Raw genomic sequence first — 22,745 nt, forward strand, 5'->3', positions numbered from 1 at the left:
TTCAATCCTCCCTGACAAGATTTAACAGCTTGCTTTTTAATTGCTCCAGCTGTGTATCAATGCTCGCATCAATTTTTCCAAATGGCGATTCCACACAAATTCCGTTTTCGGGCAAATTTACATCCGGAAAAATATAGAGCTCCGTTTTGGTTGTAAATAGTTCCATTAATTCTTCTTTTTGTTCAAGCATAAATTCATATTTGTCAGGGTGAACGTATATTTTGACTTCTGGATATTCCTTTACTTCACAAATCACTTCGCGAACCAATCCAGTAAACAGTTCAGGTTCTCGCTTTAGGTTGGCTGCAATAATTTTTTCCGCTACTTTTACAGCAATTTCAATTATGGTTTCCTCGGAAGCTTCTATTTTTTTCTCATAATCTTTTTTGGAAAGCTGGACTACCTGTCTGGCAGATTCAATCACATTTTCATACTCTTGAAGTCCATCTTTTTTCCCTTTTTCAAAACCGTCTTGATACCCTTCTTTTCTTGCTTCTTCTATTAGGCGCGCCTTTTCTTCCTGCCAAGCTTCCCTTTCTTTTTCGATCTCCTTAAGCAATCGCGTTTTTTCTTCTTCAGCTTTTTCTAAAATTTTCTCTGCTTCCAAATGGGCTGCCTCAAGGAACTGTGAGCGCTGTGTGTTCTCTTTTTGATCGGAAGCGGCGAACTCTTCCTGAATTTGGATCGTTCTGATCGTCAATTTGTGCGGCTTGTGCAATGACCAAGCATGGCCGGATTTTATGACTCTAGACAATGATTTCATCTCCTTGTCCTCGAGCGATCACAATTTCGCCAGCATCCTCTAATCTTCTTATCACTTCAACAATTCTCGATTGTGCTTCTTCTACATCACGAAGCCGAACAGGACCCATGTAATTCATTTCCTCCTTGAATGTTTCCGCCATTCTAGTTGACATATTTTTAAAGACAATTTCTTTCACTTCATCCGACGCAACCTTTAACGCCAGCATGAGATCATTATTATCCACTTCGCGAATGACGCGCTGAATGGCGCGGTTATCCAAGGTAACAATATCTTCAAATACAAACATCCGCTTTTTGATTTCTTCGGCAAGCTCGGGGTCCTGCACTTCTAGTGCTTCCAGTATCGTTCGTTCTGTCGAGCGGTCGACACCGTTTAACACTTCCACTACTGTTTCGATTCCACCCGTTTCTGTGAAATCTTCCGTTACAGTAGAAGAAAGTTTCTTCTCTAAAACTTGTTCAACTTCATTAATTACTTCAGGGGATGTGCGGTCCATAATGGCGATTCTTCTTGCAATATCCGCTTGAACTTCCTGAGGCAAGCTCGATAAAATTTGTCCCGACTGCTTGGCATCCAGATAGGACAAAACTAAAGCGATCGTTTGCGGATGCTCGTTTTGTATAAAGTTTAAAATTTGAGCCGGATCTGCTTTTCTAACAAAATCAAACGGCCGTACTTGAAGAGAAGATGTCAGCCTTCTGATTATTTCACTTGCCTTTTCCCCTCCTAATGCTTTCTCAAGCACCTCTTTCGCATATTGGATCCCCCCTTGGGCAATATAATCTTGCGCAAGGGCGATTTGATGAAACTCTTCGATCACTTCTTCTTTTTTTTGCGAATCCACTTTCCGTACACTCGATATTTCTAATGTAAGCTTTTCAATTTCTTCTTCCGTGAGGTGTTTATAAACGGAAGCAGAAGCTTCCGGACCTAAGGAGATCAATAAAATAGCAGCCTTTTGCCTACCGTTTAACTTTTTCATATGTCATTTCCCCCTAGTCTTCATAGAGCCAAGTGCGCAATAGTTTAGCGAATTCGTCAGGCTTCTCTTTGGCAAGCTCCTCAAGCTTTCTACGCTGCTCATTTGCTTTCGTTTGCTCGACAGATTCTTCTTCTTGCACAGGCTGCGGCACCACTTCTTCTATTTCGTCAAATTCATCATCTTCATATTCATCTTCTTCGTCTCTCCGTCTTTTCCACCACCATAGGAATAACAATCCAAGAAGCAGAATGCCTGCTCCAATTAACACATAGCCCCAAATTGGGAATGATGATGGCTCCTTTAAATCATCCGCATTTATTTTGCCTGAAAACGGCTGAACAGAAACTACGATTTTATCCTCAATGTCTTGATCCGTTAACGGCTCGGCCTCCGGATCTTCATTGATGCTTGTCCGAACAATTGTTGATAAAATTTGTTCAATATCATCTACACTCTGCTGCGGCAACGAATTTGGATTTTCCGGATTCGGGGGCTCAACCATGACTTGAATGCCCAGATCTCTAATTTTATATGGACTTTCAACAATTTCCCGTTTGATCCGGTTTACCTCATAATTAATTCGGTCTTCAATTTTTTCATATTCTCCTTCTCCGTTTGCACCGGCAGCCTGTTGATATGTATTCGGGACATCTGTTTGACCTGTTCCAGCAACGCCGGCAGCTTGCGCCCCAGTACCTGTGTATGTTTCCGTAATCCGTTCTGCACTGATGGCAATTCCTTCATTGTTCTCCTCATCAACTGGCTCCACTAAGTTTTCTTCCCGCTTTTCCTGGGTAAAATCAATATCAGCTGATACGTTGACAACCACTTTGTCTTGGCCCATCATCGTACCCAGCATTCTTTGCACTTGCCGTTGAATATTTTTTTCAATTTCCGATTTGATTTCAAGCTGGGAAGCAAAATTAGTGCCAGGTGTATCCTCTTGTTTCAAATCATAATAATCAAAATTTTGGTCCATTATAACAATGTTTTCAACAGGTAAATTCGGCACGCTCTTGGAAACAAGGTGATAGAGTGCGTTCACTTGCGATTGGTCAAGCTTGTACCCCGGCTCCAAATTTAAAACAATGGAAGCTGATGCTTCTCCTGCGTCCTCGCCGACGAATACCGTTTCTTTAGGTAAATTGACCATCACTTTAGCGTTTTTTACGCCTTCGATTTCTTTAATTAAATTGGCCAGTTCTGTTTGTGTAGCTTTTAATTTTAATACATCAAATTCATTATCTGTCATGCCAAAACCGATATTTTGTCCAAAATACGAATAATCGATATTTCCGCTTTCAGGAATACCTTCAGCAGCAAGCTCCACTTTCAGTGCATTTGCTTCGCTTTCCGGCACTTTAATAGTTGTTCCGTTATCGGCTATTTCCGATTGAATCCCTTTGTTATCGAGGGTTTCTTTGATTCGGCCAGCTTCTTCCAATGATAAATTCGTATATAGCGGTATCATTTTCGGTTTTGACAAAACTATTGACGAAACGATAATGGCAATGATGATGAGCGATGCGCCTCCGATGATGAGGGCTTTTTGCCATTTTGTCCTTTGCCTCCAAAATGACAAAATTGTATCCTTTATTTGCAGTAGTTTTTGATTCATTCTTTCTGATCCCCCGATAATGACATTCCATTTCTAAATAGACTAATTATATTTGCATTCTCATCACTTCTTGATAAGCTTCAATGACTTTATTCCTGAATTCAACAGTTGCTTCAAGTAAAATGCTCGCTTTTTGTGCTGTGATCATGACATCATGAAGCTCTACATTTTGTCCTGCTGCAAGAGCATTTGTCAGCCGATCGGAATTTAATTGAGCTTCATTGACAGCTTCCAGCGATTTTTTCAACATATCTGAAAAGGATGATTTCCCAGAATTTTCCGCACTTTGTGCTCGGTTTTCTAGCTGGATCGATTGAGTCGGAAAAGAAATTTGCTCAATCATTTACATCACTCCTATTCTATTTCCCTATTTCCAATGCTTTCAGCAGCATGTTTTTCGATGCATTAAAGCTTGTAACATTTGCTTCATATGAGCGCGTGCTGCTGATCAAGTCGACCATTTCTTTTAAAGGATCTACATTTGGCAAAGAAACATAGCCATTTTCGTTTGCATCAGGATGGTCGGGATCATAAACGATTTTAAAAGGCGTCTCGTCCTCAACAATGGCTTGAACTCTCACGCCGTTTCCAACGCCGTTCAGCTCTTGATTCAGAAAAGCTGAGAAAGGTTTTGTATCCTCTGCTGTTACAACCATTTTCCGGCGGTAAGGCTGCCATTGCCCGTCCACATATTCAGCTCTAGTCGTCTCCATGTTTGCCATATTCGATGAAATGACATCCATTCTCAGCCGCTGAGCTGTTAAAGCTGATGCGGAAATGTTCAAAGACTGAAAAATCCCCATTATGTACGACCACCTTTTATTACTGTTTTTAATGAATTAAATTTGCCATTCAATCTGTCAATCAATGCATTGTAGAAAATTTGATTTTCCGCAAGCTTTGCCATTTCTTGATCAATGTCGACATTATTCCCATTATGCTGATAAGCACTGTTTGTCCTCGTTTCCACAATCGATGTGCTTTCGCTGCCCACAAAAGGAAGATGACGCGGATTGGTCCGATATGCATCCAGTTTTATTTGTTGATCCAAAACGTTTTTAAAATTAACTGTTTTCGCTTTATACCCTGGAGTGTCCACATTTGCAATATTATTGGCTATAACTTTTCCGTTTAAGGAAGAAATTCGAATTGCCTGCTCCAAATTGGCTATTGAATTAGAAAATATTTTCATTGCTCCCTCCAAAAGTATGATGATCTTGTATTGCAAAAGAAATAAGAAGTAAAAATGTCGAATTTTGCTAATTTATAAATATTATTTTAAAAAAGAAACAGCTTAAAGTCTATGTATAATTTGTAAAAAATCGTCGTACATTGCGATTATTTTTTTTCTAGTTCTAAATGACTATCACTTTTTTAACATTGGAATTTGATTCTGCAGCTTTTTCAGAGGGATGAGTAGGAGGTTAGAACTTATTGAAATTAGACAAATCAGCCGATTTTCAATAAGAAATTTGTAGAAAACATTTATAAAAAGCTGCTTCAAAAGGTTTGATAAACAAACCTTTAGAGCAGCTTTCTTTTAATGGTTTTTTAATTTTTCTAGTTCAACTAAAAATTTGTTGTTTAACACTTTAATATATGTGCCTTTCATACCAAGAGAACGAGATTCAATGACTCCAGCGCTTTCTAATTTGCGAAGCGCATTGACGATCACAGATCTGGTAATGCCGACGCGGTCAGCAATTTTGCTTGCAACTAGCAATCCCTCTGTGCCGCTTAATTCTTCAAAAATGTGTTCGATCGCTTCGAGTTCGCTGTATGATAAAGAGCTGATTGCCATTTGGACAACCGCTTTGCTTCTCGCTTCCTCTTCAATTTCCTCGGCTTTTTCTCTTAAAATCTCCATTCCAACAACAGTTGCCCCGTATTCAGCCAATATTAGGTCATCATCATTAAATTGAGTTCCCAGTCTAGATAATATAAGGGTTCCTAAGCGGTCTCCTCCTCCGATGATCGGAACAATGGTCGTATATCCGTTTTTAAAGAGCTCGCGGTTCTCAACAGGAAATGCAGTATATTCGCTATATACATCTAAATTTGGTGACGTTTCGGTAATATTAAATAAACTTTTCGTATACTCTTCAGGAAATTTTCTTTCCTCCAGCATTTTTTTCATGCGGTCATTATCTATTTGCTTGTTCAAGCCGAAGCCTAATACTTTTCCTCGGCGGCTGAGCACAAAAATATTTGCCTCAATGACTTCACTTAATGTTTCCGCCATTTCTTTAAAATTAACAGGTTTTCCTGCCGCCTTTTGCAGCATCGCATTAATTTTTCTTGTTTTTTCTAATAACTCCATGATCTCAAATCCTCCTAAAAAATTTCATCTTTTTATAAAATAAATTGACTTAAATCTTTGTTTTGAACAATTTTATTTAATTTTTCTTCCACATAGTTCGGTGTAATCACAACCTTTTCTAAATTTATATCCGGCGCTTCAAACAACAAGTCTTCCAGCAGTTTTTCTAAAATGGTATGAAGCCTTCTTGCCCCAATATTATCTGTATCTTGGTTCACTTGGTAAGCAATTTCAGCAATTTTACGAATAGCTTCGTCAGAAAATTCTAATTTTATACCTTCCGTCTCCAATAATGCTTCATATTGTTTTAATAAAGCATTATCCGGTTCAATTAAAATTCGGACAAAATCATCTGCCGTTAGCTTTTTCAATTCCACGCGAATCGGAAAACGTCCTTGCAATTCAGGGATTAAATCCGATGGCTTCGCCATGTGAAAAGCGCCAGCTGCAATAAAGAGTATATGGTCGGTTTTTACGGTGCCATATTTTGTTACAACTGCAGATCCTTCCACGATTGGAAGTATATCTCTTTGCACACCTTCGCGGGAAACATCAGCACCAGAACTGTTGTGGCCGTTTTTGGCAATTTTGTCGATTTCATCGATAAAAATGATGCCTGATTGTTCCGCGCGTTCAATGGCAAGCTGTGTCACTTCGTCCATATCAATCAGTTTTGCTGCTTCTTCATTCGTCAAAACCTTTCGGGCGTTTTTCACAGTAAGCTTTCTTTTTTTCTTCCTTTTTGGAAGAAGACTGTTCAAAGCATCCTGCATATTAAAGCCCATCTGCTCCATCCCTGTCCCTTGCAGGAGATCGAACATAGAGGGCTGCTGTTCCTCAATTTCAACCGTAACAAAATGGTCTTCTAGTTCGCCTGCTGCTAATTTGCGGGCGATTTCTCTCCGCTTCTCCTTTAGATCCTGTTCATTTTCTCCCTGCGTTTCGAACGAATTTGTTTGTTGATTTCCTCCGAAAAGCATTTCTAAAGGATTTTTGTAAGCAGCCTGTTTTTTCTTACTCGGAACGAGGAGCTCGATCAGCCTGCGATTGGCGTTTTCTTCCGCTTGTGCTCTTACTTCCTGCATTTTTTCTTCCTTCACAAGCCGGACGGAAGTTTCCACTAAATCGCGGACCATCGATTCCACATCTCGCCCGACATACCCTACTTCTGTAAATTTTGTTGCCTCCACCTTTACAAAGGGCGCGCCGACGAGCTTTGCAATTCTCCTAGCAATTTCAGTTTTTCCAACCCCAGTCGGACCAATCATTAAAATGTTTTTCGGAACCACTTCATCGCGAATTTTTTCATCCAATAAGCTTCTCCGGTATCGATTTCTTAACGCAACAGCAACCGCTTTTTTCGCTTCTTCCTGACCGACTATGTATTGGTCTAATCGTTCAACAATTTGTTTCGGAGATAATTGCATTTTTTTCATTCGCCTCCCTCCTTTCTAAAGTTCCTCAACGATAATGTTATTGTTCGTAAAAACGCAAATATTTGCTGCTATTTCTAGAGCGGATTTAGCGATTTCTTTGGCAGACATTTGTTCACCGGCATATTGTTTCAATGCACGGCCTGCAGCAAGGGCATAATTTCCCCCTGAGCCGATAGCTAAAATGCCATCATCCGGTTCGATTACTTCACCCGTCCCAGAAAGGAGCAGAAGCTTTTGGGCATCCATCACAATTAACATTGCTTCTAATTGTCTTAATACTTTGTCGCTTCGCCACTCTTTTGCCATTTCCACAGCCGCTCTTGCCAAATTGCCGTTATACTCTTCCAGACTGCCTTCAAACTTTTCAAACAGCGTAAACGCATCAGCAACAGATCCCGCAAATCCAGCAAGCACTTTTCCATTATAAATTTTTCGGACCTTTCGTGCTGTATGCTTCATCACAACTTGATTGCCAAGTGTTACTTGTCCATCACCTGCCATCGCGCATTGTCCTTTATGGCGAATGGCAAAAATCGTTGTCGCATGAAATGTTGACAATTGCAAGCCTCCCTTTAAGAATCTTTTGCCCGTGGATGGTAGGCCATATAAACATTTTTTAAATGGTCTTTTGACACATGGGTATAAATTTGCGTTGATGATAAATGAACATGGCCCAAAAGTTCTTGAACACTTCTTAAGTCAGCTCCAGCATTTAAGAGGTGAGTCGCAAAAGTATGCCTAAACATATGCGGATGAAGATGCAGATTTTTTGCTGAATTATCTATCAGCTGTTTTAAGATATACCGAACTCCCCTTGCTGTTAAAGGCTTTCCCCGATGGTTTACAAACAAAAAGCGATGATCCTGTCCGGACTGATTTTTCATCAGCTTGCTTCTGCCATCATGGATATATCGTTCCGCTGCCTGACGTGCATAGCTTCCGAAAGGCACATAGCGCTGTTTGTTTCCTTTTCCATTTACTAAAATGGTCTCAATGGAAAAATCCAGGTCTTCAAGGCGAATTTGGCATAATTCACTCACACGGATTCCCGTTCCATATAAAAATTCCAAAATCAATTGATTCCGCTGCCCGAGCGGATCATTCAGGTCGGAAATGGAAAACAGCATTTCCAGCTCCTCATCAAATAAAAATCTAGGGATCGCTTTTTTTTGCTTCGGAAGTGACACTAAAGAAAAAGGATTGTCCGTTACATATTTTTCCCGCAAAAGAAAATAATAAAAAGTTCTAATGCTTGAAATTTTACGGGAAATGGATGTTTTGGAATACTTTTTGCTTAAATCCGTCAAAAAAATACGTATATCTGAATATTGTACGTCATCCAGCCTTTCTAACCCTTCTTTTTCCATAAAAGAAAAAAAATCATTCAAGTCATGCAGATAATTCACAATTGTATATTGTGAATAATTTTTTTCAATTTGTAAATATTCAATGAATAAATTTAAATAATTCTTAACATTTTCCACTCTTAGCACCTCACAAAGGGCTACTAAATCGTATCACATTTGCAGTAGCCCTTTCAATCCATTTTATAATTTTTTCGAAATTTTTTGAATAGTTTGAAGTGCTCTTTTTGCCAATTGTTCATTTCTTTCTTTTTTCACTTTAATGTGGGTGTCAAGCGGTTTAAAAAGACCAAAATTCGCATTCATCGGCTGAAAATTATTCGGATCTGCCGTTGTAATATACTTTGCCATGCTTCCCATTGCTGTTTCATCAGGAAATTCAATCAATTCCTTTCCCAAAACGAGGCATGCCGCATTAATGCCTGCTATTAATCCGGAAGCAGCTGACTCAACATAGCCTTCTACGCCAGTCATTTGTCCGGCGAAAAACAAATCCTCGCGCCCTTTATATTGATAAGTTGGTCTAAGCAGTTTCGGGGAATTGATAAACGTATTTCGATGCATCACTCCATATCTGACAATTTCCGCCTTTTCAAGCCCCGGAATCATCTGAATGATTTCCTTTTGCGGACCCCATTTTAGATGAGTTTGGAAGCCGACGATATTATACAAAGTCCCTGCCGCATTATCCTGCCGCAGCTGGACGACGGCAAAAGGACGCTTTCCTGTTTCGGGATGCTCCAAGCCGACAGGCTTCATCGGTCCGAAAAGAAGCGTTTTCTTTCCTCTCTTTGCCATGACTTCAATCGGCATGCATCCTTCAAAAAAGATTTCTTTCTCAAATTCTTTTAGAGGAACAGTTTCCGCGCTGATTAATGCCTCATAAAAGCGATCGAACTCTTCCTCTGTCATCGGACAGTTTAAATATGCAGCCTCCCCTTTGTCGTATCTTGATTTCAAATATACTTTTTCCATATCAATGCTGTCTTTTTCAATTATCGGTGCGGCTGCGTCGTAAAAATATAAATATTCCTCGCCAGTAAGCTTTTTTAATGCTTCCGATAATGCTTCTGAAGTTAAAGGTCCTGTTGCTATTACCGTCGGCCCTTCTGGAATGTCCGTCACTTCTTCGTGAAAGACGGTAATATTGGGATGTTCTTTCACCCGTTTAGTGACGATATCCGCAAATTCGTGGCGATCAACGGCAAGTGCACCCCCAGCCGGAACGGAACATTGATCAGCAGCCGAAATAATTACGGAGTCACACATTCTCATTTCTTCTTTCAATACTCCGACTGCATTTGTCAAAGAATTGGCTCTCAACGAATTAGAGCAGACCAGTTCAGCAAATTTATCCGTATGATGGGCCGGAGTTTGCTTTTTTGGACGCATTTCGTACAAGCGAACTTGAATTCCTCTTTTGGCAATTTGCCATGCCGCTTCGCTTCCAGCTAGCCCAGCACCGATAACGTTGACAACTTGATTGTTCATTTTAGCACTCCTCCGTCTTTATAAAAGCTCTCTTCTTGTTGTGTTTTCGTAAAAAACTGCCGAAATATCTCCATGAAGAAGGTGAGCTTTACATTGCTCACCAAAGAGAAGATATTTGTTAACGCTGCGGTTCTTCTTTATAGTCGCAAGAAGAACATTGCACTTGAACACCTTTTTTCAAACGTTTTTCTACCAAAATTTCTCCACATTTCGGACATTTTCTTTCAACCGGCTTTTCCCAAGAAATAAAATCGCACTCTGGGTAACGGTCACATCCATAAAATACGCGGCGTCTCTTCGACTTTCTCTCCACAATATTTCCCTCATGGCATTTCGGACACTTCAAACCGATTTCTTTTAAAATCGGTTTTGTATTGCGGCAGTCTGGAAAATTGGAGCAAGCCAAAAATTTTCCGTACCTTCCCATTTTGTAAACCATTTCGCTTCCGCATTTTTCACACTTTACACCGGCATATTCATCTTTTATTTCTACCTTTTCCATTTCATTTTCGGCTTTTTTAACATTCTTTGAAAAATCATGATAAAATTCATCAATAATTTTTACCCAATTTACTTTTCCTTCTTCAATATCATCTAAATCATGCTCCATTTTCGCAGTAAATTCCACATCCAAAATTTCAGGGAAAAATTCCATCATCAGCTCGTGGACAATTTGGCCAAGTTCTGTTGGGACAAATCGTTTGTTTTCAAGCGCAACATACCCTCTTCTTTGAATGGTATCGAGCGTCGGTGCATATGTAGAAGGACGTCCTATGCCTAATTCCTCCAGCGTTTTGACAAGCCTCGCTTCCGTATACCTTGGAGGCGGCTGTGTAAAGTGCTGCTCCGGTTTTAAATCTTTTGAAAAGATTTTATCCCCTTCCTGAAGATCAGGCAAAAGACGATTGCTTTTATCTTCTTCTTGATCGTCCGTCCCTTCTACATATACTTTCATAAAACCATGGAATTTGATTTTTGAACCGTTTGCACGGAACATAACACCATTGTTCTCCAAATCAACGCTCATCGTATCCATGACAGCCGGCGACATTTGGCTCGCGATAAATCGTTCCCAAATCAGTTTGTATAATTTATATTGGTCTTTTGTTAAAAAGTCTTTTATTCCATCCGGATTTCGAAAAGCGCTGGTCGGCCGTATCGCTTCGTGAGCATCCTGAACATTGCCTGATTTCTGACTTCCTCTCGTTTTGGCTTGCGCATATTCACTGCCAAACATCTTTTCAATATAACTGATTGCCTCCGATTTCGCTGTGTCTGAAATTCGCGTGGAATCGGTACGCATATAAGTAATCAATCCGACAGTGCCTTCCTTGCCGAGGTCTATTCCTTCATACAGCTGTTGTGCTACCATCATCGTTTTCTTCGCACGGAAATTGAGTTTCCTTGCAGCTTCCTGCTGTAAAGAGGAAGTTGTAAATGGAGGTGCAGGATTTCTTCTCCGTTCTTTTTTTGTTACTTTCGTTACAGTAAACTCATTTCCAATAACTTTTTGGAGCACCTGTTTTACATCTTCTTCTGTTTTCAAATCCTTTTTTTTGCCTTCAACACCCCAAAAAGCAGCTTCAAACGACTCCGTTCCTTTAAGAAAGTCTCCGTTAATCGTCCAATATTCCTCAGGCTTGAAATGTTTAATTTCATTTTCACGATCGATAATTAGACGGACAGCAACAGATTGAACTCTCCCGGCACTTAAACCCTTCTTTACCTTTTTCCAAAGGATCGGGCTGATATTGTAGCCGACCAGCCTGTCTAATACCCTTCTTGCCTGCTGGGCATCAACTAAATCCATGTTAATAGCTCTTGGCGATTTAAAAGAATCTTTGATCGCATCTTTTGTAATTTCATTGAACACAACGCGGCAATCGGATTGGATATCAATATCTAAGCTTTGCGCTAAATGCCACGCAATCGCCTCTCCCTCTCTGTCCGGGTCGGCTGCAAGAAAAACTTTTTTCGCCTTTTTAGCAGCGTTCTTGAGCTCTTTCAGAACCGGCCCTTTCCCTCTTATCGTGATGTATTTTGGTTGAAAATTGTGCTCTATGTCAACTCCCATTTGACTTTTAGGCAAGTCCCGAACATGGCCCATTGAAGCCTTCACGGTATATTTTTTTCCTAAATACTTTTCAATTGTTTTCGCCTTTGCTGGCGACTCCACAATGACTAAGTAGTCCGACATTCATTTTTCCTCCTTAAGAGGTTTTCTCTCTTTTTATGCATCAGTTTATGAAAATGATTGTTGATCATTCAACTGTTAAAATAATCTTCACTATTATTAAATATTCCAATGCATTTTGTCAAACAGTATTCATCAGCTTCCGCCTTTAGACGCAAAAAAATTATTTTTCTTCATACATCGGCTTTAATTCTTCTATAATCTCATCAGGTGACAGGGCAAGCGCTGCCCCTTCCTTTAACAATTGTATATTCCCTTGAAATAATGGATCAAATAATGGCACCGGGGGTGAAAAAACGATTCTCCCTTGTTCCAAAGCATGCTGGGCAGTGATAAGAGAACCGCTTCGTTTGGAAGCTTGAGCAACAAAGGTTCCTAAGCTTAATCCGCTAATAATTCTATTTCGCATTGGAAACATCCATTTTTCCGGTCTTTTATATGGAGGATGCTCAGAGAGGAGAAGATGCTCCTTTTGGATGATTTTAGCCAGCTCCATGTTTTCTTTCGGATAAATATGATCAAATCCGCCAGCGATTACGGCAATTGTTTTCGAATTCTCCTCAATGGCCGTCCAATGGGCTTTCGCATCAATACCGAGGGCAAGCCCGCTGATTATCGTAAATTTTTGCTTCGCCAAATGCGTAACAAAATATTGAACAAGGTCGCAGCCATATTTCGATGCATGACGGGTTCCGACAACGCTTAAATTTCGGATATTTTTTAATAGACTAATATCCCCTTGGCAAAATAAAACGGGAGGCGGATCAAAAATATGCTTTAAATACGTTGGATAATGGGAATCAATGATCGTAATCAGATGGATATTCCTGTTTTTATAATAGTTTAGCAGGCTCTCCGTTGAAATGGATTGGTATTCTTCTATAAACGTTGAATAGTTTTTAGGAGGAATAAACAGACGGGTGGCTAATGTTTGAGGCGTTAGATGCAGAGCTTCTTCATACATGCCTTCCTGTTCAAAAAGCTGAACGATTCTTCTCTTTGCCGCACCTTTGCAATGAGCGAGTTTTATTAATAAATTTCTAGGATTAATAGCCCTCACCTCAATTCTATAAAGAAGGAATAGCCTTGTGGCTACTCCTTTTGTTTTAATGAGTTTTGCATTTTTCATATAAACCTTTTTCTTTTAAAACTGAGATTAACGTCTCGCCAATAACGGAAGGAGTATCTGCGACTTTAATACCACATTCATTCATTTTCTTAATTTTTTCCGCTGCTGTTCCTTTACCTCCGGAAATAATTGCGCCCGCATGTCCCATGCGTTTTCCTGGAGGTGCTGTTTGTCCGCCGATAAATCCTACGACTGGTTTTGTCATGTTTGCTTTAATCCACTCAGCTGCTTCTTCTTCCGCTGTACCCCCGATTTCACCAATCATAATGACGGCATATGTTTCCGGATCTTCGTTAAATGCTTTTAGCACGTCAATGAAGTTTGTGCCGTTTACAGGGTCCCCGCCAATTCCAACAGCCGTTGACTGACCAATGCCTGCTTGCGATAGCTGATGAACCGCTTCATATGTCAAAGTACCTGAACGGGAAACGACTCCGACATGTCCCTTAGTGTGGATATATCCAGGCATAATGCCGATTTTACATTCGCCAGGTGTGATGACTCCCGGGCAGTTCGGTCCGATTAATCGAGTTTTCTTTCCTTCCATGTATCTTTTTACTTTGACCATGTCTAAAACCGGGATATGTTCTGTAATACAGATGACTAGGTCAAGCTCCGCATCAACCGCTTCCATAATGGCATCCGCTGCAAAAGGAGCTGGGACATAAATAACGGAAGCATTGGCACCGGTTTGTTTCACCGCTTCTTCAACCGTGTTGAAAACCGGAACTCCTTCGACTTCCTGACCGCCTTTGCCTGGGGATGTCCCGCCGACAATCTTCGTTCCGTATTCAAGCATTTGTTTCGTATGGAATAACGCAGTAGATCCAGTAATCCCCTGAACGATTACTTTTGTATCTTTATTAATAAATACGCTCATTCTTCTCCCTCGCTTTCCTATTTCACTAATGAAACGATTTTTTGCGCCCCGTCTGCCATAGACTCTGCAGATGTAATATTTAGGCCTGACTCTTCTAGTATTTTTTTACCAAGCTCAACATTCGTTCCCTCAAGACGAACGACTAGCGGGATCGTCAAGCCAACTTGTTTTGTCGCTTCAACGACACCTTGTGCGATGACATCGCATTTCATAATGCCTCCAAAGATATTGACGAAAATCCCTTTTACGTTTTCATCCGACAAAATAATTTTAAACGCTTCCGTAACCTTTTCTGCCGTTGCGCCGCCGCCGACATCTAGGAAGTTTGCTGGCTCACCGCCGTAATATTTAATAATATCCATCGTTGCCATGGCAAGACCTGCTCCGTTTACCATGCACCCGATATTGCCATCAAGAGCTATGTAGCTTAAATCATATTTTGAAGCTTCAATTTCTTTCGGATTTTCCTCATCTAAATCACGATATTCCAACACATCTTTTTGACGGTATAATGCATTGGAGTCAAAGTTTAGTTTAGCATCCAAAGCCATAACCTTTCCGTCGCCTGTAACGACAAGCGGGTTAATTTCCGCAATAGAGCAATCCTTTTCGACAAATACTTGATAAAGTCCCAACATAAATTTAACAGCTTGTCCGACTAATTCTTTCGGAATGTTAATGTTAAATGCGATTCGGCGAGCTTGGAAAGGTTGAAGTCCTACTGCCGGATCAATATATTCTTTGAAGATTTTTTCCGGTGTTTTCGCTGCCACTTCTTCAATTTCGGTGCCGCCTTCCTCAGACGCCATCAAAACAACGCGGGAGGTTGCGCGATCAACAACAAAACCAACATAATATTCTTTTTTAATGTCACAGCCTTCTTCAATTAAAAGACGTTTGACTTCTTTTCCTTCTGGTCCTGTTTGATGTGTAACGAGCGTTTTTCCTAACAATTCACTAGCATACTCGCGAACCTCTTCTAAACTTTTCGCTACTTTTACTCCGCCAGCTTTCCCGCGGCCGCCAGCATGAATTTGCGCTTTGACTACCACTACGTCAGTACCCAGCTCTTTTGCCGCTTCAACCGCTTCCTCAACGGAAAACGCAACTTTGCCGTTCGGTACCGTGACGCCGTATTTTCTGAGGATTTCTTTCCCCTGGTACTCATGGATATTCATATCCCATCCTCCTAACTTATGTATCTTAGCCTTTTCGAGGCAATTTTAGACTGCGCTTTCATTGTATAAAAATGTTTCATCATTGTCTACCATTCTTTATAAAAAGACGTCGTTTATTTCATCTTTGCTGGTCTAAGCGGTATATAAAGCTTAAAAGCTCAGCTACCACTTCATAAAGCTCCTCGGGAATTTGCTCATTTATTTCCACTTCTGACAAAAGTTCAATAAGCGAGGGATCTTCTTGAATCGGAACATTGTTTTCTCTCGCTTTTTCAATGATTTTTTCAGCGACATACCCTTTACCTTTTGCCGATACTTTTGGCGCGGCGTCCTTTTCATCGTTATAGCTGAGGGCAACAGCTTTTAAATCTTTTGTTTCTTTTTTCATATTTTGATGTCCACCTTCTGGTAAGATTGTCCGGAAATGACCTTTTGAGTTTGTTCATCCGTTTTTCCTTTTTGGATAGAAACTCCTGTTAAAACATAATTGATTTGTTTTAAATTTTCCTGAAGGCTTCCCAAATGCTGAACAATATCGCTTTCTTCAAGAATGTCGTTGTAAATCGTAACTTTTACAGCGCGATTTTGAATGAATACGTCCACTACTGTTTCTTTTATTTCTTTTAAATACAATGAAAAAATGATTCGGCAAAAATTAGGATTTATTTTTTCTGTTTCGTCTTTTTTTCCGTTGATTTGGATTGTAATATCCGTCCATTGCTCTCCTAACTGAATCGGGACATGAATAAAAAATTGTTCAACAGGTCCTTTTTGTTCCCGCATAAAATGCTGTCCGTTTATGTAATCTAAAGCGCGCTCCATCGCCCCTCTTAAACTTGAATGTTCCATATTTTGCAAATATTTTATAAGCAGTGTCTTTAATGGCCATTCACTCTGACCGCTACTGCTTTCAGCATGTTCAAATAAGCCGATTTTGGCTATCGCTGTTTTTAACAATTGTTTCACTTCTTGAGCGGAAACGTTGTGGATGCTTTGCTGAAACATCGCTTTCAGCGTATTTTTTTCTTCCGCGTTCAGCATTTGTCCAATTCTACTTCCGTTCGCCTTGTCTTTTGTGAATGGTTGAAGCAATGCTTGCTCACTGTTTTCATTCAGTATAAGCTGCTTAATGGCTAGCGGATTTTCTTTCATCCAAAATTCAAGCTTATTCAACAATTGCTTGGAAAAGGTGTCATTTCTTTCTCGCAATATTTGGTTCACTTCTTCGGCTTTATATAGAAAACGAAGGTTTGTAAGCTGAAACAGGTTTCGGTTTAGATCTTTCATGTCCTCGGCTCTTCCGCTATTGTTTAACATTTCGTCTAATTGAAAAAGGAGCTGAGACAGCTTCTTCTCATCTTGAACAGCCAGCAAAGGACGGATGACATGCTCCGCAATTGGCAGTTTTTTTTCAAAAGCGATGAGAAGCGCCTGAAATAAACTTTCACGAGGAGCTTTTCCCTTAAAGGACTGCAAAATGTTGATGGCAAGAGCCAAGTCTTTTTTGGAAAAAGGAATTTCATTTTCCAGCAGCAAATCAATAAGCTGCGAGGCCATATTGTCAGCAGGCAGGCGGAAATGTTCAAGAATAGCTCGGCCTGTATGACCTTCATCTTTTTCCGGAAACAAAAGCTTCAGTCTGATTCCGCTTTCCGTTACTTCAGTCTGAAACCAATAAGTTTTCATTGCTTGAATATCCGCCTCAACAGCAGCGGTTAATTTCATTTTTCCAATTGCAAGCAATGCATGAGAATTAGGATAAATTTTCAACACTTTTCCTTTCACAATCTCTTGATCTTGAAATGTTTTGGCCGCGGGATCAAAAAGAGATTGAAGACTTATCTTCCTAAGAAGAGCAGATATTTCATTCATTCTTATCACCCGTTAAAAAAGTTTAACGCATCTTGTACCGGAGCAAAGCTTTTCCGATGATGCTCCGTCACACCGTGCTTCTCGATCGCTTCCAAATGCTGCTTTGTACCGTAGCCCACATGACGTTCAAAGCCGTATTCCGGAAATTGCTTTCCCAGCTCTTCCATGTACCTGTCTCTCACAACTTTTGCGACGCAGGAGCTTGCTGCAATCGTAATGCTTTTTTCATCACCCTTAATGATGGAAAGCTGCGGAATATTAATTGGTAATTCAAGAGCATCAATCAATAAATGATCCGGCTTTCCCTGCTTTAATTGATCAATGGCTAAAAGCATTGCTTTTTTTGTCGCATTGTAAATGTTTAGTTCATCAATTTCTTTTGCCGACACAAACCCAATCCCGACATCTACTGCCAGATCCATTATGTATTGAAAAAACTCTTCCCGTTTTTGCTTCGAAATTTTTTTCGAGTCCGTCAGCCCCGGCAAATAAAATTCATCAGGCAAAATCACGCAAGCAGCAACGACCGGACCTGCAAGACACCCTCTTCCCACTTCATCAATGCCTGCCAGCATTCGAAATCCCTTTTCTTTCAATTCTCTTTCGTATTTGCACATGTTTTGAAACTGCTGTCTCAATTGCTGCTCTTTTTCATATTGCTTCAGCCATTTTTTTACTAATTTTTGGACGGTTTTCCGCTCATCTTTTTGGCAGGCAAGAAAAAAAGGGTCGTTTATATCATGGATGGCACTGAGCTTTTCTTCAATTTCCTTCGCCGTTAAATTCAACTTTCTTCAACCTCTCCCTTAATATTTGCATTTGTAAATTTCGTTCGAATAGTTTGTACATGAACGGCTTCCTCGGCTGCAATTTGATTAAGCGTCTATTTTTCACATGCTCAAATGACTTTCAAGACTTTTTTACTATTTCCCGAAAGCTCTTTACCCGTCAAGAAAGGAAAACCGATTAACCGGTTAAGCGCCGATTGCACCGCTTCTCTCAAGTGAACGAGTTTTGTTAAAAATAAAATATAGACACGCGGAATGCGTGCCTTTATTCATTTGGCCGGTCAAAACTTATTTTCCCCAGCTTCAATGTCCGAACATCCCTTATGAACACTTCCGCCGTCTTGTCATAGTCTATCAGGCCGCCAGCTGATAAACAGCCTCTTTTTTTTCCAATATGATCAAATAAGTCGACGATTTCATTTTCATTTGATAGATTGTCGATTTGATAGCGATCCATTAAACGATCTGGATAATGCTTGATCAAGTATCGCATCGCATAAGCTGCTACATCCTGCAAATTTAAAATCTCATCCTTAATGGCGCCTGTCGCAGCCAGCTTCAGCCCGACTTCTTCATCTTCAAATTTCGGCCAAAGAATGCCTGGGGTATCGAGCAGCTCCAATTCTTTTCCTGTCTTGATCCAGCTTTGCTGTTTCGTTATGCCTGGACGATCGCCGGTTTTGGCAATGTTTCTTCCTGCAAGGCGATTGATCAGCGTTGATTTGCCGACATTCGGAATTCCAACAATTAATGCGCGGATCGCCCTTGGTTTTACCCCTTTTGCTTTCATTTTTTCACGTTCTTTTTCGAGCAGTTCTTTTGAAAGCTGCACGATTTGTTTTAGTCCTGATCCTGTTTGCGAGTCGATGGCTATTGATGCAATGCCCTGTTCTTTGTAGTACTGAATCCATTCTTTCGTAATGCTTTCGTCTGCCATATCCTTTTTATTTAAAATTAAAATTCTTTTTTTATTGGCAATAATGTCATCAATCATCGGATTTCTCGATGACTGAGGGATTCGGGCATCGACAAGTTCATAGACAATATCTATCAGTTTCAATTTTTCAACAACTTGCCGTCTCGCTTTTGCCATATGCCCTGGAAACCATTGAATCGTCATCTACTTCACCTACTTTACAACTCCAAATTCAGAAAGCGGCCAATAAACAAAATTAGTTTTCCCCATAACTGATTCAATCGGAATGGTCCCTATATGCCGCGAGTCTTTGCTGTATCTTCTATTATCACCCATAACAAACAATTCGCCTTCAGGCACAGTTGATCTTCCAATAATGTCTTCAAGTTTAAATGGTTCTGTTAAAGGGCCATCCACGCCGTTTTGTTTATATTTTTCCAAGTATGGCTCTTCATACTTCTTGCCGTTAATGTAGAGGGTGTCATCTTTATATTCTATATGATCGCCAGGCAAACCGATGACACGCTTAATGTAGTCTTTCTCTTCCGTTGCATGAAAGACGACAATGTCAAAGCGTTTTATTTCACCAAGCTTCGTTCCGATTTTATTCACGATCATTCGGTCCTGGTCTTGTAATGTCGGCATCATGGAAACTCCATCAACGACAATCGGAGCAAAGAAAAACGTCCGAATGACGACCGCCAACAAGACGGCGACACCTAGAGCTTTCATCCACTCAAAAAATTCATTTTTTTTACGTGACATTTCTTTCACACCTTTATGTTTTTAAAATGGTTTTTTATTTATTTTAATACAATTATTGGCTTAACAAAAGAACATGTCCACCTATTTTTAAACAGATTATGCTTTCGTTAAATAATTTTTTCCAAAAATATTAAATGAATTCATAAGTGAATGACTGCTCACATGACAAAAGGGCCTGTATTGAATACAAGCCCTTTTTATGTTCGAATGTTTATCTTTCTTTAATGCGAGCTGCTTTACCATGTAGATTGCGCAAATAGTAAAGTTTTGCACGACGCACTTTGCCTCGGCGAACAACTTCGATTTTCGCAATTCTTGGAGTGTGCAGCGGGAATGTACGTTCAACACCTACGCCGTAAGAAACTTTACGAACAGTAAATGTTTCGCTAATACCGCCGCCGCGGCGTTTAATTACAACTCCTTCAAAAACCTGAATCCGTTCACGGGAGCCTTCAACAACCTTCACGTGAACACGGACGGTATCCCCAGGTCTAAATTCAGGCAAATCTGTGCGAAGTTGTTCTTTCGTAATTTCTTCAATTAATTTTTGCATCGCAATCATCTCCTTCCAACAGATGCTCATACAAGATGCTTGCAGCGGAACATCGTTTTAAAAAGACAAGACCGGCTGTCTATGTCACAAAACGTATCTTATCATAGGAAACAAACCATTTGCAAGCATTCATTTCGCCTTTTTTATTTCTTCCAGCCATTTTTTTTGCTTTTCCGTTAAAGAATAGCCGTCCAATAAGTCAGGTCTGCGCTCCCACGTTCTTCGGAGCGATTCTTTTTCCCGCCATTCGGCTATTTTTTCGTGATGGCCTGACAATAACACATCAGGCACCTTCATCCCCCTGAATTCAGCAGGGCGGGTGTAATGCGGATGTTCAAGCAGTCCCGTTGAAAAAGAATCATTTTGGTGCGATTCTTCATTTCCGAGAACACCTGGTAGAAGACGCACAACACAGTCAATGATGACCATCGCGGCAAGCTCGCCGCCTGTCAGGACAAAGTCTCCAATTGAAATCTCGTCTGTCGCAAGAAAACGGATTCTTTCGTCGTAGCCTTCATAATGGCCGCAAATAAATATTAGATGATCTGCTTGAGCCAGCTGCTCTGCTTTTTTTTGGGTAAAGCGTTCTCCTTGCGGACAAACAAGTATGACTTTCGAATGCTGTGCGTTTCGCTTTTCTTTTACAGCCTCAACAGAATGAAAGATCGGCTCCGGCTTTAATACCATGCCGGCACCGCCACCGTACGGATAATCATCGACCGACTGATGCTTGTCTGTTGAATAGTCTCGAAAATTAATAACGTTAATCGAAACAGCATCCTTCTCCTGAGCTTTTTTTAAAATCGATTGGTTAAAAACTCCAGCGAACATATCAGGAAATAAAGTCAGTACATCGATAATCATTTGTCCAATAACCCTTCCATAGGAAAAATGATGACTCGCTTCTCTTTCACATCAATATGTTTCACAACATCCTCGATATATGGAATCAACAAATCTTTTTTGCCTTTTCGTTTGACAACCCACACATCGTTGGCGCCGGGCGTTAAAATTTCATTTATGATCCCCAGCTCATCGCCGTCTTCGGTATACACGGAGCATCCGATGATTTCATGAAAATAATATTCTCCTTCATCCAGGCTGCCAAGCTGGCTTTCTGGAACCTTTATGTCTGAGCCTTTAAACGGCTCAACCTCATTGATCGAATCATACCCTTCAAAAGACAATAAATCAAAATTTTTATGAATTCGATGAGATTTGACAATAACTTCAACAGGCTCTTTGTCTTTTTGAAAAATGTATAAACGGTTTCCGCGTTTATATCGCTCATCAGGAAAATCAGTTACGGAAACGACGCGCACTTCGCCGCGAATTCCGTGCGTATTGACAATTTTTCCGACTTGAAACCATTTTTCGGCCATATGATCACCTCTAGCGAATCTCTTTTACTACTCCATCTTCGATCACAATCGTTTTTTCATTCAGCAATTGATCCCAGTTGTCGCCTTCTTTTACTTCGATTACTGCGTTCACTTCCCGTTCTTTTAATTCGCTGCCTAGAGGGAGCATATCGATTTGCTGAAGCTTAAATTCCATCAACTTCATTTTTTCCTTTCTTTTGTTGATTTCCTGATGGTACTGGGAAATGATGGACTGGTTTTTTGTTGTTTTTTCAGCTTTTTTCAGCTGAAAATATAATTGATCGCATTCCCGTTTCATTTCTTCTTTTTTTGCCTGCCATTTATGAATCAGTTTTTCCTTGCTGTTTTCCGTCAATATTTGCTTTACTGTGATCGGATAAATGATTTTCATTCCTCTCTCCTCCAGTCATAAAATTGCTCTGAGGAGTATATTCATGGAAGATCCCTCCCGGCTTTTCCCTTCTGGCCAAGAAGAGGGAGGTCTGGAATCGTCGCAATTTCAAATGTGATTTTTTGATCCTGCGAAATAAGCTTTTCTTCTTTTGTAAAAAAGGCGAGGAGCAATCCCCTCACCTTTTAATCATTAATTTTAAGCGTTACTCTCATTGATTTGCCGCTAGCCGCTGCATAAACGACCGTCCTGATCGCTTTTGCAATACGGCCTTGTTTTCCAATCACTTTGCCAATATCGTCTTGGTGAACAGAAAGAGTATATACAATTTCACCTTTTTTCTCCTCTCTCTTCACCTTGACTTCATCCGGATAATCAACAATAGCTTTGGCAATTGTTGTTATTAACTGTTCCATAATAATCACACATTATTTACTATATTTCGCATTGTGGAATTTTTCCATAATCCCTTGTTTCGAAAACAGGTTACGAACAGTGTCAGACGGTTTTGCACCGTTTTGAAGCCACTTAAGAGCCAATTCTTCGTCAATTTTCACTTCAGCAGGATCCTTTACTGGATTGTACGTACCGATCGTTTCAATGAAACGTCCATCTCGAGGAGAACGGGAATCAGCTACAACAATGCGATAAAATGGAGATTTTTTTGCACCCATGCGTTTTAAACGAATTTTAACTGCCATATTTTTTTACACCTCCGAA

General features: G+C 40.2%; 26 protein-coding genes. All 26 read right to left on the reverse strand.

Features of this window, described 5'->3' with window-relative positions; genetic code table 11:
- Window position 1: 1 nt before the first annotated feature.
- The gene (gene fliH, locus NSQ84_RS10370) at window positions 2-754 is read right to left on the reverse strand and encodes a flagellar assembly protein FliH (RefSeq protein ID WP_311066232.1); all 753 of its coding nucleotides are present in this window, start codon (window positions 752-754) and stop codon (window positions 2-4) included.
- Complete coding sequence (fliG, locus tag NSQ84_RS10375) at window positions 747-1,748, reverse strand: flagellar motor switch protein FliG (RefSeq protein WP_063386662.1); 1,002 nt, start codon at window positions 1,746-1,748, stop codon at window positions 747-749. The genes fliH and fliG overlap by 8 nt, the downstream gene beginning before the upstream one ends.
- A 13-nt stretch (window positions 1,749-1,761) precedes the next feature.
- Entirely contained in the window at window positions 1,762-3,366 is a 1,605-nt protein-coding gene (gene fliF / locus NSQ84_RS10380; protein WP_066246510.1) for a flagellar basal-body MS-ring/collar protein FliF, read from the reverse strand.
- A gap of 46 nt (window positions 3,367-3,412) precedes the next feature.
- Window positions 3,413-3,709, reverse strand: a complete 297-nt coding sequence (gene fliE, locus NSQ84_RS10385) for a flagellar hook-basal body complex protein FliE (protein ID WP_327873760.1) — start codon at window positions 3,707-3,709, stop codon at window positions 3,413-3,415.
- 16 nt (window positions 3,710-3,725) lie between these two features.
- Window positions 3,726-4,169 (reverse strand): flagellar basal body rod protein FlgC, encoded by a 444-nt coding sequence (gene flgC, locus NSQ84_RS10390; protein WP_327873759.1) that lies wholly within the window; start codon window positions 4,167-4,169, stop codon window positions 3,726-3,728.
- Entirely contained in the window at window positions 4,169-4,558 is a 390-nt protein-coding gene (gene flgB / locus NSQ84_RS10395) for a flagellar basal body rod protein FlgB (RefSeq protein WP_063386658.1), read from the reverse strand. Before flgB ends, flgC begins: the two co-directional genes overlap by 1 nt.
- Window positions 4,559-4,906: 348 nt before the next feature.
- Complete coding sequence (gene codY / locus NSQ84_RS10400; RefSeq protein WP_066246516.1) at window positions 4,907-5,686, reverse strand: GTP-sensing pleiotropic transcriptional regulator CodY; 780 nt, start codon at window positions 5,684-5,686, stop codon at window positions 4,907-4,909.
- 32 nt (window positions 5,687-5,718) lie between these two features.
- Complete coding sequence (gene hslU, locus NSQ84_RS10405; RefSeq protein ID WP_063388413.1) at window positions 5,719-7,122, reverse strand: HslU--HslV peptidase ATPase subunit; 1,404 nt, start codon at window positions 7,120-7,122, stop codon at window positions 5,719-5,721.
- A gap of 15 nt (window positions 7,123-7,137) precedes the next feature.
- Entirely contained in the window at window positions 7,138-7,680 is a 543-nt protein-coding gene (gene hslV / locus NSQ84_RS10410; RefSeq protein WP_082829323.1) for an ATP-dependent protease subunit HslV, read from the reverse strand.
- Window positions 7,681-7,694: 14 nt separating this feature from the next.
- Window positions 7,695-8,606, reverse strand: coding sequence for a tyrosine recombinase XerC (gene xerC / locus NSQ84_RS10415; RefSeq protein ID WP_144597741.1), 912 nt, complete (start codon window positions 8,604-8,606; stop codon window positions 7,695-7,697).
- 63 nt (window positions 8,607-8,669) lie between these two features.
- Complete coding sequence (trmFO, locus tag NSQ84_RS10420; RefSeq protein WP_066246520.1) at window positions 8,670-9,977, reverse strand: FADH(2)-oxidizing methylenetetrahydrofolate--tRNA-(uracil(54)-C(5))-methyltransferase TrmFO; 1,308 nt, start codon at window positions 9,975-9,977, stop codon at window positions 8,670-8,672.
- A gap of 118 nt (window positions 9,978-10,095) precedes the next feature.
- Window positions 10,096-12,174, reverse strand: a complete 2,079-nt coding sequence (gene topA, locus NSQ84_RS10425; RefSeq protein ID WP_063388416.1) for a type I DNA topoisomerase — start codon at window positions 12,172-12,174, stop codon at window positions 10,096-10,098.
- A 160-nt stretch (window positions 12,175-12,334) separates the two neighbouring features.
- A complete protein-coding gene (gene dprA / locus NSQ84_RS10430; protein WP_082829324.1) occupies window positions 12,335-13,300 on the reverse strand; it encodes a DNA-processing protein DprA in 966 nt (321 codons plus the stop codon).
- Complete coding sequence (gene sucD, locus NSQ84_RS10435; protein WP_066246522.1) at window positions 13,278-14,180, reverse strand: succinate--CoA ligase subunit alpha; 903 nt, start codon at window positions 14,178-14,180, stop codon at window positions 13,278-13,280. Before sucD ends, dprA begins: the two co-directional genes overlap by 23 nt.
- A gap of 17 nt (window positions 14,181-14,197) precedes the next feature.
- Window positions 14,198-15,358, reverse strand: a complete 1,161-nt coding sequence (sucC, locus tag NSQ84_RS10440) for an ADP-forming succinate--CoA ligase subunit beta (RefSeq protein ID WP_063388418.1) — start codon at window positions 15,356-15,358, stop codon at window positions 14,198-14,200.
- Window positions 15,359-15,476: 118 nt separating this feature from the next.
- Window positions 15,477-15,746, reverse strand: coding sequence for an EscU/YscU/HrcU family type III secretion system export apparatus switch protein (locus NSQ84_RS10445; protein ID WP_063388419.1), 270 nt, complete (start codon window positions 15,744-15,746; stop codon window positions 15,477-15,479).
- A complete protein-coding gene (locus NSQ84_RS10450) occupies window positions 15,743-17,230 on the reverse strand; it encodes a hypothetical protein (protein ID WP_327873758.1) in 1,488 nt (495 codons plus the stop codon). The genes NSQ84_RS10445 and NSQ84_RS10450 overlap by 4 nt, the downstream gene beginning before the upstream one ends.
- A gap of 5 nt (window positions 17,231-17,235) precedes the next feature.
- Window positions 17,236-17,997, reverse strand: coding sequence for a ribonuclease HII (locus NSQ84_RS10455; protein ID WP_232515767.1), 762 nt, complete (start codon window positions 17,995-17,997; stop codon window positions 17,236-17,238).
- Between the two features lie 286 nt (window positions 17,998-18,283).
- Window positions 18,284-19,138 carry a ribosome biogenesis GTPase YlqF gene (ylqF, locus tag NSQ84_RS10460; RefSeq protein WP_063388422.1) on the reverse strand — a complete coding sequence of 285 codons (855 nt, stop codon included), beginning with the start codon at window positions 19,136-19,138 and terminating at the stop codon, window positions 18,284-18,286.
- 9 nt (window positions 19,139-19,147) lie between these two features.
- Window positions 19,148-19,699 carry a signal peptidase I gene (gene lepB, locus NSQ84_RS10465; RefSeq protein ID WP_063388423.1) on the reverse strand — a complete coding sequence of 184 codons (552 nt, stop codon included), beginning with the start codon at window positions 19,697-19,699 and terminating at the stop codon, window positions 19,148-19,150.
- A 211-nt stretch (window positions 19,700-19,910) separates the two neighbouring features.
- Entirely contained in the window at window positions 19,911-20,252 is a 342-nt protein-coding gene (gene rplS, locus NSQ84_RS10470) for a 50S ribosomal protein L19 (RefSeq protein ID WP_063388424.1), read from the reverse strand.
- Window positions 20,253-20,381: 129 nt separating this feature from the next.
- Complete coding sequence (trmD, locus tag NSQ84_RS10475; protein WP_063388425.1) at window positions 20,382-21,116, reverse strand: tRNA (guanosine(37)-N1)-methyltransferase TrmD; 735 nt, start codon at window positions 21,114-21,116, stop codon at window positions 20,382-20,384.
- Window positions 21,113-21,634: a ribosome maturation factor RimM gene (gene rimM / locus NSQ84_RS10480; protein WP_066246531.1), complete on the reverse strand. Its 522-nt coding sequence runs from the start codon at window positions 21,632-21,634 to the stop codon at window positions 21,113-21,115. The genes trmD and rimM overlap by 4 nt, the downstream gene beginning before the upstream one ends.
- A gap of 10 nt (window positions 21,635-21,644) precedes the next feature.
- Entirely contained in the window at window positions 21,645-22,025 is a 381-nt protein-coding gene (locus tag NSQ84_RS10485) for a YlqD family protein (protein WP_063388427.1), read from the reverse strand.
- A 185-nt stretch (window positions 22,026-22,210) separates the two neighbouring features.
- Window positions 22,211-22,441, reverse strand: coding sequence for a KH domain-containing protein (locus NSQ84_RS10490; protein ID WP_327873757.1), 231 nt, complete (start codon window positions 22,439-22,441; stop codon window positions 22,211-22,213).
- 12 nt (window positions 22,442-22,453) lie between these two features.
- Entirely contained in the window at window positions 22,454-22,726 is a 273-nt protein-coding gene (rpsP, locus tag NSQ84_RS10495; RefSeq protein ID WP_063388430.1) for a 30S ribosomal protein S16, read from the reverse strand.
- Window positions 22,727-22,745 lie beyond the last annotated feature (19 nt).

Origin of the sequence: Aeribacillus sp. FSL K6-3256 (assembly GCF_037965805.1) — a bacterium.
In the GTDB taxonomy this organism is placed as follows: Bacteria; Bacillota; Bacilli; order Bacillales; family Aeribacillaceae; genus Aeribacillus; species Aeribacillus composti.

Bases quoted from the DNA above. Each gene is read 5' to 3' on its own strand.
- NSQ84_RS10490 (WP_327873757.1), bottom strand. From the start codon at position 22,441: ATGGAACAGTTAATAACAACAATTGCCAAAGCTATTGTTGATTATCCG.
- sucD (WP_066246522.1), bottom strand. From the start codon at position 14,180: ATGAGCGTATTTATTAATAAAGATACAAAAGTAATCGTTCAGGGGATT.
- lepB (WP_063388423.1), bottom strand. From the start codon at position 19,699: ATGTCACGTAAAAAAAATGAATTTTTTGAGTGGATGAAAGCTCTAGGT.
- fliG (WP_063386662.1), bottom strand. From the start codon at position 1,748: ATGAAAAAGTTAAACGGTAGGCAAAAGGCTGCTATTTTATTGATCTCC.
- hslU (WP_063388413.1), bottom strand. From the start codon at position 7,122: ATGAAAAAAATGCAATTATCTCCGAAACAAATTGTTGAACGATTAGAC.
- sucC (WP_063388418.1), bottom strand. From the start codon at position 15,358: ATGAATATCCATGAGTACCAGGGGAAAGAAATCCTCAGAAAATACGGC.
- flgC (WP_327873759.1), bottom strand. From the start codon at position 4,169: ATGGGGATTTTTCAGTCTTTGAACATTTCCGCATCAGCTTTAACAGCT.
- ylqF (WP_063388422.1), bottom strand. From the start codon at position 19,138: ATGACGATTCAATGGTTTCCAGGGCATATGGCAAAAGCGAGACGGCAA.
- fliE (WP_327873760.1), bottom strand. From the start codon at position 3,709: ATGATTGAGCAAATTTCTTTTCCGACTCAATCGATCCAGCTAGAAAAC.
- dprA (WP_082829324.1), bottom strand. From the start codon at position 13,300: ATGAAAAATGCAAAACTCATTAAAACAAAAGGAGTAGCCACAAGGCTA.
- rimM (WP_066246531.1), bottom strand. From the start codon at position 21,634: ATGGCCGAAAAATGGTTTCAAGTCGGAAAAATTGTCAATACGCACGGA.
- rpsP (WP_063388430.1), bottom strand. From the start codon at position 22,726: ATGGCAGTTAAAATTCGTTTAAAACGCATGGGTGCAAAAAAATCTCCA.
- codY (WP_066246516.1), bottom strand. From the start codon at position 5,686: ATGGAGTTATTAGAAAAAACAAGAAAAATTAATGCGATGCTGCAAAAG.
- trmFO (WP_066246520.1), bottom strand. From the start codon at position 9,977: ATGAACAATCAAGTTGTCAACGTTATCGGTGCTGGGCTAGCTGGAAGC.
- flgB (WP_063386658.1), bottom strand. From the start codon at position 4,558: ATGAAAATATTTTCTAATTCAATAGCCAATTTGGAGCAGGCAATTCGA.
- fliF (WP_066246510.1), bottom strand. From the start codon at position 3,366: ATGAATCAAAAACTACTGCAAATAAAGGATACAATTTTGTCATTTTGG.
- NSQ84_RS10450 (WP_327873758.1), bottom strand. From the start codon at position 17,230: ATGAATGAAATATCTGCTCTTCTTAGGAAGATAAGTCTTCAATCTCTT.
- trmD (WP_063388425.1), bottom strand. From the start codon at position 21,116: ATGATTATCGATGTACTGACTTTATTTCCTGATATGTTCGCTGGAGTT.
- NSQ84_RS10485 (WP_063388427.1), bottom strand. From the start codon at position 22,025: ATGAAAATCATTTATCCGATCACAGTAAAGCAAATATTGACGGAAAAC.
- topA (WP_063388416.1), bottom strand. From the start codon at position 12,174: ATGTCGGACTACTTAGTCATTGTGGAGTCGCCAGCAAAGGCGAAAACA.
- NSQ84_RS10445 (WP_063388419.1), bottom strand. From the start codon at position 15,746: ATGAAAAAAGAAACAAAAGATTTAAAAGCTGTTGCCCTCAGCTATAAC.
- rplS (WP_063388424.1), bottom strand. From the start codon at position 20,252: ATGCAAAAATTAATTGAAGAAATTACGAAAGAACAACTTCGCACAGAT.